General features: G+C 64.3%; 17 protein-coding genes. 4 read left to right on the top strand and 13 right to left on the bottom strand.

Features of this window, described 5'->3' with window-relative positions; translation table 11 throughout:
* The 6 genes from AAFG07_RS35455 to uvrC form a co-directional block, all read right to left on the bottom strand.
* Positions 1–1,413, bottom strand: coding sequence for an EAL domain-containing protein (locus AAFG07_RS35455; RefSeq protein WP_342724301.1), 1,413 nt, complete (start codon positions 1,411–1,413; stop codon positions 1–3).
* 176 nt (positions 1,414–1,589) lie between these two features.
* Positions 1,590–2,573 (bottom strand): 50S ribosomal protein L3 N(5)-glutamine methyltransferase, encoded by a 984-nt coding sequence (gene prmB / locus AAFG07_RS35450; RefSeq protein ID WP_342724300.1) that lies wholly within the window; start codon positions 2,571–2,573, stop codon positions 1,590–1,592.
* Entirely contained in the window at positions 2,573–3,040 is a 468-nt protein-coding gene (locus tag AAFG07_RS35445; protein WP_342724299.1) for a molybdenum cofactor biosynthesis protein MoaE, read from the bottom strand. The genes prmB and AAFG07_RS35445 overlap by 1 nt, the downstream gene beginning before the upstream one ends.
* Positions 3,041–3,048: 8 nt before the next feature.
* Positions 3,049–3,300: a molybdopterin converting factor subunit 1 gene (gene moaD / locus AAFG07_RS35440; protein ID WP_173638532.1), complete on the bottom strand. Its 252-nt coding sequence runs from the start codon at positions 3,298–3,300 to the stop codon at positions 3,049–3,051.
* Positions 3,297–3,911, bottom strand: coding sequence for a CDP-diacylglycerol--glycerol-3-phosphate 3-phosphatidyltransferase (pgsA, locus tag AAFG07_RS35435; protein ID WP_016844474.1), 615 nt, complete (start codon positions 3,909–3,911; stop codon positions 3,297–3,299). Before pgsA ends, moaD begins: the two co-directional genes overlap by 4 nt.
* Before the next feature lie 192 nt (positions 3,912–4,103).
* Positions 4,104–6,218 carry an excinuclease ABC subunit UvrC gene (gene uvrC / locus AAFG07_RS35430; RefSeq protein ID WP_342724298.1) on the bottom strand — a complete coding sequence of 705 codons (2,115 nt, stop codon included), beginning with the start codon at positions 6,216–6,218 and terminating at the stop codon, positions 4,104–4,106.
* Positions 6,219–6,483: 265 nt separating this feature from the next.
* Here uvrC and AAFG07_RS35425 point away from each other — a divergent pair, with 265 nt between their 5' ends.
* On the top strand, positions 6,484–7,107 hold the full coding sequence (locus tag AAFG07_RS35425) for an outer membrane protein (protein WP_342724297.1): 624 nt from the start codon (positions 6,484–6,486) through the stop codon (positions 7,105–7,107).
* Positions 7,108–7,382: 275 nt separating this feature from the next.
* Here AAFG07_RS35425 and AAFG07_RS35420 read toward each other — a convergent pair whose 3' ends face one another.
* The 4 genes from AAFG07_RS35420 to AAFG07_RS35405 form a co-directional block, all read right to left on the bottom strand.
* The gene (locus AAFG07_RS35420) at positions 7,383–7,595 is read right to left on the bottom strand and encodes a cold-shock protein (protein ID WP_016844477.1); all 213 of its coding nucleotides are present in this window, start codon (positions 7,593–7,595) and stop codon (positions 7,383–7,385) included.
* Between the two features lie 260 nt (positions 7,596–7,855).
* A complete protein-coding gene (rlmJ, locus tag AAFG07_RS35415) occupies positions 7,856–8,716 on the bottom strand; it encodes a 23S rRNA (adenine(2030)-N(6))-methyltransferase RlmJ (RefSeq protein WP_342724296.1) in 861 nt (286 codons plus the stop codon).
* A 160-nt stretch (positions 8,717–8,876) separates the two neighbouring features.
* On the bottom strand, positions 8,877–9,500 hold the full coding sequence (locus AAFG07_RS35410) for a ribonuclease T2 (RefSeq protein WP_229170475.1): 624 nt from the start codon (positions 9,498–9,500) through the stop codon (positions 8,877–8,879).
* Between the two features lie 177 nt (positions 9,501–9,677).
* Positions 9,678–10,154 (bottom strand): hypothetical protein, encoded by a 477-nt coding sequence (locus tag AAFG07_RS35405; protein WP_342724295.1) that lies wholly within the window; start codon positions 10,152–10,154, stop codon positions 9,678–9,680.
* Positions 10,155–10,320: 166 nt separating this feature from the next.
* Here AAFG07_RS35405 and AAFG07_RS35400 point away from each other — a divergent pair, with 166 nt between their 5' ends.
* Together AAFG07_RS35400 and AAFG07_RS35395 are read left to right on the top strand one after the other, a co-directional pair.
* Complete coding sequence (locus AAFG07_RS35400) at positions 10,321–10,620, top strand: hypothetical protein (RefSeq protein ID WP_176529291.1); 300 nt, start codon at positions 10,321–10,323, stop codon at positions 10,618–10,620.
* Between the two features lie 43 nt (positions 10,621–10,663).
* Positions 10,664–11,194 (top strand): DUF3617 family protein, encoded by a 531-nt coding sequence (locus AAFG07_RS35395; protein ID WP_097671589.1) that lies wholly within the window; start codon positions 10,664–10,666, stop codon positions 11,192–11,194.
* A gap of 301 nt (positions 11,195–11,495) precedes the next feature.
* Here AAFG07_RS35395 and AAFG07_RS35390 read toward each other — a convergent pair whose 3' ends face one another.
* Positions 11,496–11,714 (bottom strand): hypothetical protein, encoded by a 219-nt coding sequence (locus tag AAFG07_RS35390; protein ID WP_342724294.1) that lies wholly within the window; start codon positions 11,712–11,714, stop codon positions 11,496–11,498.
* On the bottom strand, positions 11,711–11,941 hold the full coding sequence (locus AAFG07_RS35385; protein ID WP_342724293.1) for a hypothetical protein: 231 nt from the start codon (positions 11,939–11,941) through the stop codon (positions 11,711–11,713). Before AAFG07_RS35385 ends, AAFG07_RS35390 begins: the two co-directional genes overlap by 4 nt.
* 166 nt (positions 11,942–12,107) lie before the next feature.
* On the opposite strand from AAFG07_RS35385, the gene AAFG07_RS35380 reads away from it, so the two are divergent.
* The gene (locus AAFG07_RS35380) at positions 12,108–14,165 is read left to right on the top strand and encodes a TonB-dependent siderophore receptor (protein WP_342724292.1); all 2,058 of its coding nucleotides are present in this window, start codon (positions 12,108–12,110) and stop codon (positions 14,163–14,165) included.
* On the opposite strand, the gene AAFG07_RS35375 is transcribed toward AAFG07_RS35380, so the two are convergent.
* The gene (locus tag AAFG07_RS35375) at positions 14,166–15,551 is read right to left on the bottom strand and encodes an ATP-binding protein (RefSeq protein WP_342724291.1); all 1,386 of its coding nucleotides are present in this window, start codon (positions 15,549–15,551) and stop codon (positions 14,166–14,168) included.
* Positions 15,552–15,556: the final 5 nt, after the last annotated feature.

The raw sequence follows: 15,556 nt of genomic DNA, 5'->3' as shown, positions 1-15,556 counted from the left end.
TCAGTTGGGCCCGAGCGCGCGGCGCGCCAGCGCGGCGCTGCCGGTAGTGCGCGGTGGCGCTGCGGGGCTGGAGACGGGTGCGGAAGTGCCGGCGCCATTGAGGTCCTGGGGCTTGGTCTGCGGAGCCTCGGCGGTAGCAGATGCCCCTTCCGGCCGCAACGGCCGCGGCGGGGCGAACAGGAAGCCCTGGCCGAACCGGACATCGTAGTCGAGCAGGTCGACCACCGAGCGCTCGCCCTCGATCCGTTCGGCGATCAGGTCGATGCCGAAGCGGCCGAGCAGGTCGGACAGATCGGAGGGATCGATATCGGCGGTCGCGTTTTGCCTGGCGTCGAGCAGCAGCGCGGCCGGCACCTTGATGAAGCGGACGCCGCGGTCGGCGAGCTCGCGCGGCTCGAGGCGGAGGTCGCTGACGTGGTCGATCGAGAACCGGTAGCCGCGCTGCGACAGCGCCGCCAGATTCTCGCTTTCGACCGGGCCGAGATTACGGAACGTCGCCTGCTTGAACTCGAGCACGAAGGAGGGGGCCAGCGCGCGGTTGGCCTCGAGGAAGTCGAGACACTGGGTGAAGTGCTGCGGGCTGGACAGCGTCGCCGCCGAGACGTTGCAGAACACGCCGACATCCTTGCTGCGGATCATCAGGCGGCGCAGCACCTGGACGCAGCGAAGCATCACCATGTGGTCGATGCGACCGATCAGGCCACCGACTTCGGCCGCCTCGATGAAATCGTCGGCGGCAAGGACCTGGTCGCGTTCGTCGCGCAGCCGCGTCACCGCCTCATAGTAGCGCACCTTGCGCTGCGGCAGCGTCACCATCGGCTGCAGGTAGATGTCGAGGCGGTTCTCGTCGATGGCGTGCCTGATCGCGGCAATGAGCTGGGTCTGGCTGCGCGAGATCGGCGATGGGGGCGCAACCGGCGGCGGGGGCGCAAACACGACGGTCGGAGCCGGCGGGACCGGTTGCAGCAGATCGTCGCGCAGCGCGGCGACCGGCTGCGCCACGGGAGCTGCCGTCAGGAGGTCCTCATGATGGGCGACCGACGCCGCAAGCTGCCGCACCAGGCCGCCAAGCTCGTTGATCTCGCCGGCCATGCCCTGGATCCGGTCGGCGCCGGTGGAGTTCGCCGAGGCGACGCGGCCTTCGACCGCGGCCAGCCGGCGGCCGAATTCGGCGACCTGGCGGGCGAGGTCGGCGGTGCCGCGCGACAGATCCGCGATCTGGCCGCCGACATCGCTGCGGTCGCGCAGCCGCATCGAGACGGCGTTGTAGAGGATCAGGCAGGTGAGGGCGGTGAGCGCCACGATCGCCGATTCCGATCCGCTGATACCCGCCACCGAATACAGGACAAAGCCGAGCGAGGCTGCGACCAGCACCATGCAGATGGCGATGAAGATCGTCGAAATGCGAATCATGTCGCGCGCCCGCGCCCTCTCTCCGAACGTCCCCGGAGCGCAAGCTTAGCACCATTGTTGATTCGACGGGCCAGCGATCTTCCGAACCGGCTGGAACTGCACACGATTTTCGCTTCGTCCTGCTCGGCCTCGAAGTCGGACTCCGTAATAGACCGGGGCCGGCCGTGGCGCGCCGGTCAGAGGTCGGCGGCAGCGATCCAGAACACCTCGCCCTCGGAGTCCTCGGTGTCGAGCCAGAGCAGCGGCAGGTTGGGATAGGCGGCCTCGAGATTGTCGCGGCCGCGGCCGATCTCGCAGAGCAGCCCGCCTTGCGGGGTCAGATGCCGCTTGGCCTCATCGAGCAGGCGGCGGACGATGTCGAGCCCGTCGGCGCCGCCGTCGAATGCGATCTTCGGCTCGGCGCGGCACTCGCGCGGCAGCGCGGCCATGCCCTCGGCATCGACATAGGGCGGGTTCGAGATGATGAGGTCGTAGCGCTTGTCGCCGAGCGGCTTGAACAGGTCGCCGCGATGGAGTGTGAGGCGATCGTCGAGGCCGTGGTCGGCGACGTTGCGCGCGGCGACTTCGAGCGCATCCTTTGAAATGTCCACCGCGTCGACCGCGGCGTTGGCAAAATGCCGGGCGGCCAGGATCGCAAGGCAACCGGAGCCGGTGCAAAGGTCGAGCACGCCTTCGACGTCGGCGGGATCGCCGATCAGCGAGGTGCCGTCCTCGTCGCCGCCGAAATGCGAATCCAGCAATTCGCCGATGAAAGAGCGCGGCACGATGGTGCGCTCGTCGACATAGAACGGCAGGCCGCGCATATAGACCTTGTTGACGAGATAGGCGGCCGGCTTTCGCGTCGCGATCCGCTGCTCGATCAAATCGAGGATCTGCTTGCCTTCGGCAATCGTGACGCGCGCGTTCGCGAAGGTCTCGAACTGGTCGGGATGCAGATGCAGCGTCTCGCAGATCAGGAACGCGGCTTCGGCCACCGGATCGGTGGTGCCGTGCGCGAACACGAGCTTCGCCGCGTTGAAGCGGCTGACCGCGTAGCGCAGGAAATCGAACAGGGTGTGAAGCTCGCCGGCGCCGACCTTCGGCGCTTTCTTCGGCGCTTCCTTGGGCGCTTTCGGCGCGGCGGGGCTGAGCCTGGCCGGCACTTTGCTGCGCTTCGCCATCAGGATTTGGTCCAGCGCGCGGCGGCCGCGTCGTCATGGCCTTGCGCCTCGATCCAGCTCGTGCCGCGCGCGCTTTCCTCGCGCTTCCAGAACGGTGCGTTGGTCTTCAGATAGTCCATCAGGAACTCGGCTGCCTCGAACGCGGCTTGCCGGTGCGCCGAGGCGGTCACGACCAGCACGATGTTCTCGCCCGGCGCGATGCGACCGAAGCGATGGATGATGGTGAGGCCCTGCAACGGCCAGCGCGCCAGCGCCTCGTCGGCGTGGCGCGCAATCTCGGCCTCCGCCATGCCCGGGTAATGTTCGAGCGTCAGCGCGGCGATCGGCTCGCCCTGTTCGCTGCCGCGGCAGATGCCGCTGAAGCTGACGACCGCGCCGACATCGGTGCGGCCCTTGCTTAAGGTGGCGATCTCCTGCGCGACGTCGAAGTCGGCCTGCTGGATTCGGATGGTTGCTGCGATAGCCATTGGAAGATCTAACCGCCGGTCATCGGCGGGAAGAACGCGATCTCGCGGGCGCCGGAGATCACAGCGTCGGGTTTGACATGGGCATGGTCGATCGCGGCGCGGATCACCGTGGGCTTCTCGAAGGCATGGGCGTAGCCGTCGTCGCGCGCGGCAAGCCAGCCGATCAGCTCGCCGACGGTGCGCACCTCGGCCGGCGGCTCGACGATCTCTTCGGCCTTGCCGATCCGTTCACGCACCCAGGCGAAATATTTCAGCTTCATCCCTCATCCTCCTTGATGAGGTGATGGATGCCGGCACGGAAGTAATCCCAGCCGGTGTAGATCGTGAAGATCGCCGACATCCACAGCAGCACGATGCCGATCAGGGTGGTGGCCGGGAACACCTGCTCGCCGGCTTCGCCCGCGATCAAAAAGCCGATCGCCACCAGCTGGATCGTGGTCTTCCATTTCGCAAGCTTGGTGACGGGAACGCTGACCCGCAGCCCTGCGAGGTATTCGCGCAGGCCCGAGACCAGGATCTCGCGGCACAGGATCACGATCGCCGCCCACAGCGTCCAGCCATGGATCGAATTGTCGGCGGCCAGCATCAGCAGGCTGGAGGCCACCAGCAGCTTGTCGGCGATCGGATCGAGCATCCGGCCGAAAGCGGACTGCTGGTCCCACATCCGGGCGTAGTAGCCGTCGAGATAGTCGGTGATCCCCGCCGCAATGAACACGGCCAGCGCCACCCAGCGCAGCCACAACGGGCCGTCCAGGATCGACTGCCAGTAGACGCAGCCGATCACCACCGGGATCGCGGCGATCCGGGCGTAGGTGAGGATATTCGGGAGGGACATGGTCTTGGTCTGTCCCCGGGTCGTCGCGATGTTCATCCGTTCTACCAATACCGCTGAAGCCAGAAGGTCAACCGTGCGGGCGCCAAAGCACGGCGAGATTAGGCTGAATCGTCATGGCACCTTAGCCCCTTGTTTATGCATGGTCTTTTCGGAACGTTGCTTGCCACTTTTCCGCATCATGCCCTAGATGCCCTTTCGCAGGCGACGCCCTGATGACTCGCCTTTGGTTTAACCCGGCTGGGCGTGGAAAAACTCGAAAATCTTGCGGGCACTCTCGGCGCTGACGCCGGGAACCTTGCCGAGGTCGGCGATCGAGGCCCGCTCGATCTCCTTGAGCGTTCCGAAGTGGTGCAGCAAGGCACGTTTGCGCGACGGGCCGATGCCCGGGATCTCCTGCAGGCCGGCCTCGCGGATGTCCTTTTTGCGCAGCTTGCGGTGCGAGCCGATCACGAAGCGGTGGGCCTCGTCGCGCAGCCGCTGGATGAAATAGAGCACCGGGTCGCGCGGCTCCAGCTTGATGGCCTCGCGGTCCGGCATGAACAGGGTTTCCCGCCCCGCATCGCGCTCCGGCCCCTTGGCCACCGCCATCAGCGAGACCTGGGTCAGCCCGAGATTCTCGAAAATCTCCCGGACCGCGTTGAGCTGGCCGCGGCCGCCGTCGATGATGACGAGATCGGGCCATTGCGGAAACGAGTCGTCGTCCGCCTTGTCCCTTGCCTTTGCAGTGTCCTTGGCAGCCTCGCCTTCCGGCGGCTTCAGCAGCCGCTTGAAGCGGCGCTCCAGCACCTCGCGCATCATCCCGTAATCGTCGCCGGGCGTCAGCCCTTCGGACTTGATGTTGAACTTGCGGTACTGGTTTTTAATGAACCCGTCGGGTCCCGCCACGATCATCGCGCCGACCGCGTTGGTGCCCTGGATGTGGCTGTTGTCGTAGACCTCGATGCGCTTGGGCGTATGCGGCAGGCGGAGCGTCGTGACCATGCCCTCCAGCAGCCGGCTTTGCGTCGCGGTATCGGCGAGCTTGCGGCCGAGCGCCTCGCGCGCGTTGGTGAGCGCGTGGCCGATCAATTCCTTCTTTTCGCCGCGCTTGGGCACGGAGACCTCGACCTTGGATCCGGCCTTCACCGACAGCGCGTCGGCGAGCAACGCGCTTTCCTCGATCTCGTGCGACAGCAGGATCAGCTTCGGCGGCGGCTTGTCGTCGTAGAATTGCGCGAGGAATGAGGACAGCACCTCCTCGGGCGTGAAGCTCTTTTCCGCGCGCGGGAAATAGGCGCGATTGCCCCAGTTCTGGCCGGTGCGGAAGAAGAACACCTCGACGCAGGAATAGCCGCCCTCCTGGTGGATCGCGAACACATCGGCCTCTTCGACCGTGCGCGGGTTGATGCCCTGCTGCGACTGGATCGCCGACAGTGCCGCGAGGCGGTCGCGGTATAGCGCCGCGGTCTCGAACTCGAGCTCGCCGGAAGCCTTCTCCATCTCGGCCGCGAGCAATTGCTTCACGGCGTGGCTGCGGCCGGAAAGGAATTCGGTCGCCTCGCGCACCAGTTCGGTATAGCCGGGAAAATCGATCTCTCGCGTGCAGGGGCCGGCGCAGCGCTTGATCTGGTAGAGCAGGCAGGGTCGGCTGCGGCTTTCGAAGAAGCCGTCGGTGCAGGAGCGGATCAGGAACGCGCGCTGCAGCGCCGTGATGGTGCGGTTGACCGCGCCGGCATTGGCGAACGGGCCGAAATAGCGTCCGGGCCGCGACTGCGCACCGCGATGCTTGAGGATCTGCGGCGCCCAGTGATCGCCCGATATCAAAATATATGGAAACGATTTGTCGTCGCGCAGCTGCACGTTGAAGCGCGGCCGGAGCTGCTTGATCAGATTGGCTTCGAGCAGCAGCGCCTCGGTCTCGGTCGTGGTCGAGACGATCTCGACATGCGTGGTCGCCGCGATCATGCGCAGGATGCGCGCCGGCAGCGGCGCGTTGGCCCGCGCATAGGACGACAGCCGCTTTTTGACGTTCTTCGCCTTGCCGACATAGAGCACGTCGTTGGCGGCGTTGAGCATGCGGTAGACGCCGGGCGAGGTCGGGGCGAGGCGCACCGCGTTCTCGATCGCCTCATGCCCGATCGAGAGCGTCCCCTCGGCGATTGTCTCGGCGGCGTCCTCCGATGCCTCGGGAAGACGTGCATCCTCCTCCTCCTCGGTGGCGGAGGTTTCCGGATCGACGTCGCTCGTGTCGAGCGTCAGGTCGTCCTGAGGCAGATCGGACTTTGCGCTGCGCCGCGCCTTAGGATCAGTCTTGGGATCAGCCTTGGGGGCCGGCGTCGGACGCTCGGGAGAATCGTGAACCATGGGCCGTAAATTAAGCGCTTGGGCGACCGGTCGCCAGCGCTGGCGGCGCAGGAAAACAACCCCGATTGCAGCGCGTTACTGGCCCAGCGCGGCCGGCCGGGGCGGGTCGGTAACACATTGTTAAGACTGATGAGCGGGCCGCTAACCGGGCTTAACAACCCTTTAACTTAAAACTCTCGATAAACCTTAGCGAAAAAAGTGGAATTCCGTAACCACGCCGGCCCTGGGCCTGCGGGCTGCGGCAGTTGCGTGGTGGAGAGTACCTATGACCCGGTTTGGTGCGCGTGCGTTGGCACTGATCGTCGCAGGCTGGACGACTTCGGCGGCGTCGGCCGATCTCAACTACGGCTCGCCCTATACCGTCTATCAGCCGCTCAATGCCTATAGCTGGGCCGGCCCCTATCTCGGCGGCAACGTCGGCTACGGCTGGGGTTCGGTCGAGAACAACCCGACCAAGCCGTCCGGCTTCGTCGGCGGCGTGCAGGCCGGCTACAATTTCCAGAACGGCTCGCCGTGGGTGTTCGGCATCGAGGCCGATATCCAGGGCACCACTGCCGACGATCGGTTCGCGCCCTGGAAGTTCTCCAACCCATGGTTCGGCACCGTACGCGGCCGCGCCGGCTATGCAGTCAACAACGTGCTGTTCTACGCGACCGGCGGTCTCGCCTTCGGCGAACTGCGCGGCGAGACGTTTGGCATATCGGAGTCGCATACCAATGCGGGCTTCACCGTCGGCGCCGGCGCCGAGATGGGCTTTGCCCCCAACTGGAGCGCCAAGATCGAATATCTCTACGTCGATCTCGCCAACAGCAACTTCACGATCACCGGCGGCGCGCCGAACGGCTACAGCTTCAGCCTGGTTCGCGCCGGCATCAACTATCACTTCTGAGAACAAGAAAACGTCTGACATCAACTCCCGGCCGCGCCTCGCGCGGCCGGGTTTTTCTTTGTGCCGAGCACGACGACATCACGCGCGACTGCATGAACGCCGCGGCGTCCGCGAAACCAGTCGGGCGGCCGCACGCACCGGATATGCGGGCACCGTCAATCGCGTCCGCATCATGCAGGCGGTCGTGCAGCGAGCGCGAGCCACGCGCCCGGCAGTCAACTCACACGCAACGCTTCATTCGCCGTTCATCACGAGCCACGCACCGCGCGCGCTCATCATGAAACCACCAGGTTGACCGCCTTCGGGCCCTTGCCCTTCTTGTCGGGTTCAACCTCGAACGTAATGCGCTGTCCTTCAGTCAGGTCCTTCAATCCTGCACGCTCGACAGCTGTGATGTGAACGAACACATCGCGGCCGCCATCATCAGGCTTGATGAAGCCGTAGCCACGCTCTCCGTTGAAGAACTTGACTGTCCCAGTCATGGCCATCGGGAAACTCCTCCCCCGTATTGCTCCACCGCTACGCGCACGCCGCGTAGCGGTTGACCGACATTCGCTTGTCGGAAGCTTGGCCACCTGAACAGGCCGGCGTCACGCCACCGGTCTGCCTGGATTTTATTTCGGCCTTGTCACTCCGCCGCAACCATTCGCGGAAGCGGAACGTAAAGCCAGTCGTAACAGGATGAGCATAATACGGTTCCGCGCGCGTTGCCTATGCTCAAATAGAACTTTTCAGTGGGTGCTACCGATCAAGGTTTAGGCGTTTCGAGTCTGAAGCGTCCGGCGCCGCCTTGACCAAGCGGTCTCTCGAGTTCGGGCAGGATGATCTTCAGCTCGCTCGCCAGCGTCCACGGCGGATTCACTATCAAAAGGCCGGTAGAAACGAGGCCTGCGCCGGTTTCTTGCGGCGCCACACTGAATTCCAAACGCAAGCATTTGCCCGCGGGCCGACTGCTTGCTGTTGCTGCAGCCACGCTGCGCGCGAGCTCGTCGGTAGCTCTCCGGGTTTTTACGGGGTACCACAAAAGATATGTGCCGGTCGGCCACTTCGCGAACGCTTCGGTGAAGGCACTCGCCAGCCGCTCGAACTCGTCCTTCGCTTCGAATGGCGGATCGATCAGCACCAGGCCGCGCCGCTCGTTCGGCGGCACGAATGCGGGTAGTGCCATCCAGCCGTCGAGATCGACGACGCGCGCCTGCGCATCGCGTCGCAATGCATCGATCAATTGCTTGCGCGCCACGGGCTCGATCTCGCAGGCCGTCATACGGTCTTGCGGACGCAGCAGCGCCCGCGCGATCAACGGCGAGCCGGGATAGGCTTTCAACTCGCCTCGCGGGTTGAATGCTCTGACAATGTCGAGATAGGGCGCGATCAGCGGCAGTGCCTTGTCGGAGAGCCGCGCCTGCATCAGCCGCGCGATGCCGGTCAGCCATTCGCCGCCGCGCTGCGCTTCGCTCGACGTCAAATCATACAGGCCGGCGCCGGCATGGGTGTCGATGACGCGGAATGGCGCCTGCTTCTCCTGCAGGTAGGTGAGCATGCGCACCAGCACGATGTGCTTGATGACGTCGGCAAAGCCGCCGGCATGAAAGGCGTGACGATAGTTCATGCGATGACGCTGCGCTCCAGAGGGTGCGCATGTTGTACTGCGTCATGCCCGGCCTGTCCCGGGCATCTATGCCTCATCTCGCTGGTTTCGTGATGGCGTCCATCGCCGGGACACTCGGCGCGACAACGCGCGTCTGCCCGGCCCTGACGCGGACGGGACTTCAACCGCCGCGAACCGGCGGCATCAGCACCTGATCGCGGCGGCAGGCGCGGCGATCGATTTCCTCGCAGGAACGGAATTGCAGATCCTTGCTGAGGCAGATCCGCACCTCGCTGAGCCGCTTGCTGTCGCAGGTCACCGAGATTGCGGAGTTGCTGAGCCCCGGATTGGCCTTGATGAACGCCGTCTCCAGTTCGTCGGGCGCGATCGTCTTCGGCTCCGTCAATTGCAGGAATTCCTCGGGGATCTTCACCGCGGCGCGGGCCTTGCGAATGGCTTCGAAATAGGCCCGTTCGCCGAGGCCGGAGCAGGTGCCGTGCTTGTCCCACTCGTTGTAGATCAGCCCGGGCGCCGGCATCAGGTCGAGCATCGAGGTCATGATGTTGCGGGCGAGGCGGGGCGAGGGGCGTTGGCAGTATTCCGGAAAGCCCCGCTCATATTGCGGCCACAGCCCGTGCACCACGAACGAGTATGGCCGTCCGCCGCATTGCGCCTGGGTGCCGCGGCCGTTGTTGCCGCGCTCGCTCGCCGCCTCGCAGAACGAGGGCGACCACGACAGCGACAGCACATAGAAATCGAACTCGCCGGGCGCATTCTGCCGGCGATCCTGGGCCGAGGCCCCCATCGCACCACACAGAACAAAGGCAACTGAAATCAGAAATCGGGAAATTGTGACCAACCGAGGCATCAAACGCTCCCCTCACGCGACCATTCAGAGCCTAGCAGGCCGCTAGAACATTTCAAGAACAAAAGCCGCCGTCTGGATGGCGGCGGCTTCCGTTTTGACCGAACTGTTCGGAGATCAGGGCCGGGCGGCCTTGCAGGACGGGTTGTAGGCCCAGTTGCGGTCGAGCCCGGCGACGCACCAGTCGACGCCCTGGTTGGTGCCGGCAAAGCCGCCGTCCTCGATGATCGAATAGTGCACCTTGCGCACCTTGCCGTCGCTCAACACCGCGTCTCCCGAGCAATAGCGGCGCGGAATGTTGTCGGACTGCCAAGGGCGGAACGCGGTTTCGTGGATCCGGCTGAAGCCGGTGATCACGAGCGGCGAATTCCAGAAGGTGGCTTCTTTCTCATGGAATTGATCGCTGATGGTCGCCAGGGCCTTCTCGCACGGCGCCACATGGCCGTCATAGCGCGGGCCGGACAGCCAGAAATTCAATTCGAACGGATTGGCGGCCTGAGCCGTGCCCCCGAACGCCAGAAGGCCGACCACGAGCGCGGCGCCGAGGCCAAGCGTGCGGCTGAGTTTATTGGGGGAGTTGAACAGGTTGCGCATGGGAATCCACCCGATGATCAGATGCGGGGGACGGTGCCGTGAAGCCCCGGCAAGGTCAAGTGCAGCGCGGCAACACCTGCCGAGAAGTCCACCTCCACGAGCCGGCTCGTTCTTTCCATGGTCGCCGGCGCACTCTATGTTGGTCGCAAGCGAAATGGAGTCTGCGATGCGAAGGAAATTGGCCGCGTGCCTGGTTGCCGTTTGCGGGATGCTGGCCGTTGGTCCGGCGCGAGCCGACTGGATGCAGCCGGTGCCGCCGTTCAAGGGCAATGATACCGGCGGTATCATCGCCTATACGCTGGCGGCCCAGACCGACGCGCGGCAGCTCGCCGTCGATCACTGCGCTTCCTACGGCAAGGTGGTCAAGTTCCTTGCGATGCAGCGCTACCCGGGTGGCTACATCTCGTTCGCCTGCCGCTGGGTGCCCTACGGTTCGGCCCAGAGGCCGGTGCGCACGCTCTACTGAGCGCACTCCAAATCCTTCGATCGTTCAGCCGGGAGCTCACCGCATGACCCGACAGCTTGCCTTGCTTGGTTCTGCTGTTTGCCTTGTCCTGTCCACTGGCGCGGCCAGCGCTGTCGACCTGCCGATCCGCAAGGCCGGTCTGTGGGAGATGAAAATGGTGCGCACCGGCGGGCCGATGCCGGAAATCACCATGCAGCACTGCACCGACGAGACCACCGACAAGGAGATGAGCGCGGCGGCCTCGCCGATGGCCAAGGAAGTCTGCTCCAAGCAGGACATCCAGAAGACCGCGACCGGCTATGTCAGCGACAGCGTGTGCAGCGTCGCCGGCATGTCGATGAAGAGCCATGCCGAGATCGTCGGCGATTTCAATTCTGCCTACACGGTCAAGAGCACCTCGCACGCGGAAGGCGGCGCGGCCGGCTCCCGCGACACCACGATGACCATCGAGGCGAAATGGCTCGGCGCCTGCAAGAGCGACCAGAAGCCCGGTGACATCATCATGCCCGGCGGCATGAAGATGAACGTCAAGGATATGGAAAAGCTGAAGGGCCTCCTGCCCAAGCAGAAATAGGCGCAGCGCATTCACTTGGCGCCGCGCGCCTGAGCACGTTCTCTTTCATGTTGAGAGGACGTGACGTTTTGCACCACCATCGTTGCGAGCAACCCGCGACAAAACCGCCAAGCGGTTCTGCGCTGCCTTTCATTGAGCGTTCGTTCGCGCGACCCGTCAGTTCGCAATGATGCCGTTGGACCGTGTGCGCCAACTCCGTCACGTCAGCGTATTCGCTTCACCATTGTCGCTGAAGGTTGATGCCAAGCGCGCGTCTCGACGCAAGGCGGTCACCGGCCTCTCACCTTCAATAGAATGGATGTCAAACATGATGTCCGGTGTTGGTCGCAGCCGCGCGCAATCCACGACGGCATTGCAGGGCGCCATCAACTTCATTGAGTGATCGCTGCGTGTCTCGCACGCGAGACTCTCTGAGAGAGCGACGACGTGCATCGAATTCCTCGCGTTGAAAAGTTTGCTGCGACAACATGTCTTTTTGAATCGCTCCAGTGTCGCGCATCTTGAATCGTTCCAGCGTCATGCATCGCGCGCTTCAATGGATTCTATTTTGCGCGTGTGGAGTTTCGCGCATCCCGCCGATAGAAGTCCGCCCCAATCGAGCTTGCTCGATGACGAGCACACGGCTCGATCAAGATCGGCCTTGCGGAAGTGTGGGGATTGCTTGGTGGGAATGGCTTCGTCGCGGAGCAAGCGCAGCTTGCTTGCATCAACGGCTGCGATGAACGCAGCGTTTCTCGGTTCGGTCATGCTTGTGTCGATGGATGCAAACGTCGCCAGCGCTCAGGCGCAAACCAGCTCTCCGCAGAACAATGTCAGCGTGCTTCCCGCCGTGACGGTGGATGAGCCTGGCGCTGCAAGGAAGCGCAGTGCCGTCGCCTCAAGTCGGAACACCAGGTCTTCGCGCACCACCGTGGTGAGCCGACGCCGCACTGCCGCGGCGCCCGCTCAGAACCAGGCTCCGCGCTCGCAAGGCGCGGCCGGCGCGATCGGTACGACGACCGGTTACGTTGCGACCGGCAGCACGGCCGGCACCAAGACCAACACCGCGCTGATCGAGACGCCGCAGTCACTTTCGGTGGTCACGCAAAAGGAGCTCAGGGATCGTAACGTTCAGACGCTCAAGGACGCCGTCAATTACACGCCCGGCGTCACGACCACGGCGTTTGGCTACGATCCCCGGTTCGACAGTTTCTACATCCGTGGCTTCGATGCGACCTATACCGGGATCTATCGCGACGGCCTGCGCCAGGGCGGCGGCAACTTCGCGATTCCCAAGATCGAGCCATACGGTCTCGACAGCGTGTCGATCCTCCGCGGCCCGGCCTCGGGGCTCTACGGCCTCGGCTCTCCGGGCGGCATCGTCGACGTCACCACGAAGCGGCCGACCATGACGCCGTTCGGCGAGGTGCAGCTGCAGACCGGCAATTATGATCGTTACCAGGGCAGCTTCGATATCGGTGGTCCGGTGCCCGGCAGCGATCAGCTGTACTACCGGCTGACGGGTTTGCTTCGTGACGCGAAGACCTGGTATCCCGGCAACGACGATGATCGCGCCTATATCGCGCCTGCGCTGACCTGGCGGCCGGACGTCGATACGTCCTTCACGATCCTCAGCGAATATCAAAGCAGCCGAACCGCCGCGAGCATCGGCAACTTCCGTACACCCGACGGAAAATTGACCAACCTCTATTCGAATGATCCGGCCTTCAGCGCCATGGATCAGAAGCAGTACCGTATCGGATACGCGTTCGAGCACAATGTCGACGACGTCTGGACGGTGCGGCAGAACTTCCGCTTCTATCAGGTCGACACCGACGCCAAATACACCCAGATCGATTCCACCGACAGCAGCACCAATCTTGCGTCGCGCTCCGCGTGGCGGATCCTGGATAGCTTCAATACCGTAACGCTCGACAACCAGGCCGAAGCCAAGTTCATGCTCGGCGCGATCAAGAACACCGCGCTGTTCGGCGTCGATTACGGGCACTCCTACTACAACGACAAGATCGGCTACGGGCCGGCTCCCGATCTCAATCTCCTGACGATGAATTATGGTGCCCAGGCGATCGCGTCGCCGGCATTCTCGATCTTCAACAAGCAGTCGACCGACGAGGTCGGGGTCTATGCGCAGGAGCAGGCCAAGCTCGGCGGCTTCGTCCTGACGCTCAATGGCCGCCAGAGCTGGGTCTCGCAGACGACGACCGCAGGTCTCGACGGCGTGCCGTCAACGCAGAAGGCGACTGCCTTCACAGGTCGCGCGGGCCTCGCTTACGTCTTCGACAATGGCATTGCGCCTTATGTCAGCTACGCGACGGCGTTCGCCCCGCAGGTCGGCGTCGATGCATCGGGATCGCCGTTCAAGCCGACCACCGGCGAGCAGAAAGAGATCGGCATCAAGTACCAGATGCCGCAGGTGCCGGTGCTGTTGACCGCCGCGGTGTTCGACATCACGCAGGACAATGTGCTGCGCACCGATCCGAGCAACATGGCGTTTCAGGCGGCAACTGGACAGGTCGAATCGAAGGGCGTGGAGCTCGAGGCGAAGCTGGCGCTCAAGCAGGGATTTGATCTCACCGCGGCCTACACCCATCTCAACGTCGTGATCACGCAGGGCAATCCCGATACGACCGGCAACGAGCTCTCCGGCATTCCGAGGAATTCCTTCGCGGCCTTCGGCAAATACACGTTCCAGTCCGGCGTCCCCGTCGAAGGGCTCGGGCTCGGCCTCGGTGTCCGTTATATCGGGACCAACTTCGGCAACGACCAGAATACGTTCCAGAATGCGGCGAGAACGCTGTTCGATGCCGTGATCGACTACGATCTCGGCAAGCTCGACCGGCGATGGCTCGGCGCCACCGCGCGCGTGAACGCGACCAATCTGTTCGACACGCACTACCAGACCTGTCAGTCCGGCTACTGCTATGCCGGCGAACGGCGTCAGGTGATCGGCACCTTGTCTTACCGCTGGTAGCTACACCGGTATCCGCACCGCCGCGCGCAGGCCGCCCATCGGGCTTTCGCCGAGCATGATGTCGCCGCCATGCGAGCGGGCGATGTCGCGGGCGATCGCAAGTCCGAGGCCGCTGCCGCCTTCGTCCTGGTTGCGGGCATCGTCGAGCCGCAGGAACGGCTTGAACACTTCCTCGCGCATGGCGGCGGGGATGCCGGGCCCGTCGTCGTCGACCGTGATGTTGAGATAGCGGTGGTCGCGCTGGCCGGTGATCGAGATCGTGTTGGCGTGGCGCGCCGCGTTGGAGACGAGGTTGGCGAGGCAGCGCTTGAACGAGGCCGGTTTCACCGTGACGACGGGCAGGCCGTGGAATGCCACCGTCGCGGTATGGCCGTGGCGCTCGGCGTCGCTGCGCAATTCCTCCAGTGCCATCGCCATGTCGGTCGGCTGCGCGACCTCGCCGGAATCGCCGCGCGCGAAGGCAAGGTAATCCTCCAGCATCATCGACATCTCGTCGACGTCCTTGCGCATCGCGTCGATCTCGGGGCCTTCGCCGATCAAGGCGAGCTCGAGCTTGAAGCGGGTCAGGATGGTGCGCAAATCATGCGACACGCCGGCGAGCATCGCGGTGCGCTGCTCGATCGAACGCTCGACGCGCGCCTTCATCTCGATGAAGGCCTGTGCCGCGCGCCGCACCTCGCGCGCGCCGCGCGGCCGGAAGTTCGGCGCCTCGCGGCCCTTGCCGAAGCTTTCGGCGGCATCCGCGAGCCGCAGGATCGGCTTGATCTGGTTGCGCAGGAACAGCACGGCGACGATCAACAGGATCGACGAGGTGCCGACCATCCAGAAGATGAAGATCTCCGAGTTGGAGGCGTAGGCCGCGCTGCGCTGGGCGAAGATCCGCATGACCGAATCGTCGAGCGAAACGCGGATCTCGACCAGGTTGGACTTGCCGACGGTGTCGATCCAGAACGGACGGCTGATCTGGCGGCCGAGTTGCACCGACAGCGTCTGGTCGAGCAGCGAGAAGAACGGCTTCGGTCCCGGCGGCGGCATGTCGCCGGCGGGGAGGAAGTCGACCACGAGCTGCAGCTTCTGGGCGATGTGGCGCAGCTGCGCGCGGTCCTTGTCCTGCGGATAATTCTTGTAGACGTCGATCAGCGCGGCGATGTCGGAGACCACCGCGGCGGACAGGCGCCGCGTCACGGTGTTCCAGTGCCGCTCCATGAACACGAACGCGACCACGGTCTGCAGGATCACCATCGGCACGATCATGATCAGCAGCGCGCGGGCGTAGAGGCCGGTCGGCATCCAGCTCTTGAATGCATTGCCCATCCAGCCGTTCGCCTTCGAGACGCGCTGCGAGGCGTTCTTGATCAGGGTCAGGCCGGTGTCGAGCGTGCTCATGGCTG

It is taken from the genome of Bradyrhizobium sp. B097 (assembly GCF_038957035.1).
GTDB lineage: Bacteria > Pseudomonadota > Alphaproteobacteria > Rhizobiales > Xanthobacteraceae > Bradyrhizobium.
Note: the sequence above shows the minus strand (reverse complement) of the source record. Positions and strands in the feature narration are given on the sequence as shown.

Coding starts and splice junctions, on each gene's coding strand:
- AAFG07_RS35455 (WP_342724301.1), bottom strand. CDS start 1,413: ATGATTCGCATTTCGACGATCTTCATCGCCATCTGCATGGTGCTGGTC.
- prmB (WP_342724300.1), bottom strand. CDS start 2,573: ATGGCGAAGCGCAGCAAAGTGCCGGCCAGGCTCAGCCCCGCCGCGCCG.
- AAFG07_RS35445 (WP_342724299.1), bottom strand. CDS start 3,040: ATGGCTATCGCAGCAACCATCCGAATCCAGCAGGCCGACTTCGACGTC.
- moaD (WP_173638532.1), bottom strand. CDS start 3,300: ATGAAGCTGAAATATTTCGCCTGGGTGCGTGAACGGATCGGCAAGGCC.
- pgsA (WP_016844474.1), bottom strand. CDS start 3,911: ATGAACATCGCGACGACCCGGGGACAGACCAAGACCATGTCCCTCCCG.
- uvrC (WP_342724298.1), bottom strand. CDS start 6,218: ATGGTTCACGATTCTCCCGAGCGTCCGACGCCGGCCCCCAAGGCTGAT.
- AAFG07_RS35425 (WP_342724297.1), top strand. CDS start 6,484: ATGACCCGGTTTGGTGCGCGTGCGTTGGCACTGATCGTCGCAGGCTGG.
- AAFG07_RS35420 (WP_016844477.1), bottom strand. CDS start 7,595: ATGGCCATGACTGGGACAGTCAAGTTCTTCAACGGAGAGCGTGGCTAC.
- rlmJ (WP_342724296.1), bottom strand. CDS start 8,716: ATGAACTATCGTCACGCCTTTCATGCCGGCGGCTTTGCCGACGTCATC.
- AAFG07_RS35410 (WP_229170475.1), bottom strand. CDS start 9,500: ATGGGGGCCTCGGCCCAGGATCGCCGGCAGAATGCGCCCGGCGAGTTC.
- AAFG07_RS35405 (WP_342724295.1), bottom strand. CDS start 10,154: ATGCGCAACCTGTTCAACTCCCCCAATAAACTCAGCCGCACGCTTGGC.
- AAFG07_RS35400 (WP_176529291.1), top strand. CDS start 10,321: ATGCGAAGGAAATTGGCCGCGTGCCTGGTTGCCGTTTGCGGGATGCTG.
- AAFG07_RS35395 (WP_097671589.1), top strand. CDS start 10,664: ATGACCCGACAGCTTGCCTTGCTTGGTTCTGCTGTTTGCCTTGTCCTG.
- AAFG07_RS35390 (WP_342724294.1), bottom strand. CDS start 11,714: ATGACGCTGGAACGATTCAAGATGCGCGACACTGGAGCGATTCAAAAA.
- AAFG07_RS35385 (WP_342724293.1), bottom strand. CDS start 11,941: ATGACCGAACCGAGAAACGCTGCGTTCATCGCAGCCGTTGATGCAAGC.
- AAFG07_RS35375 (WP_342724291.1), bottom strand. CDS start 15,551: ATGAGCACGCTCGACACCGGCCTGACCCTGATCAAGAACGCCTCGCAG.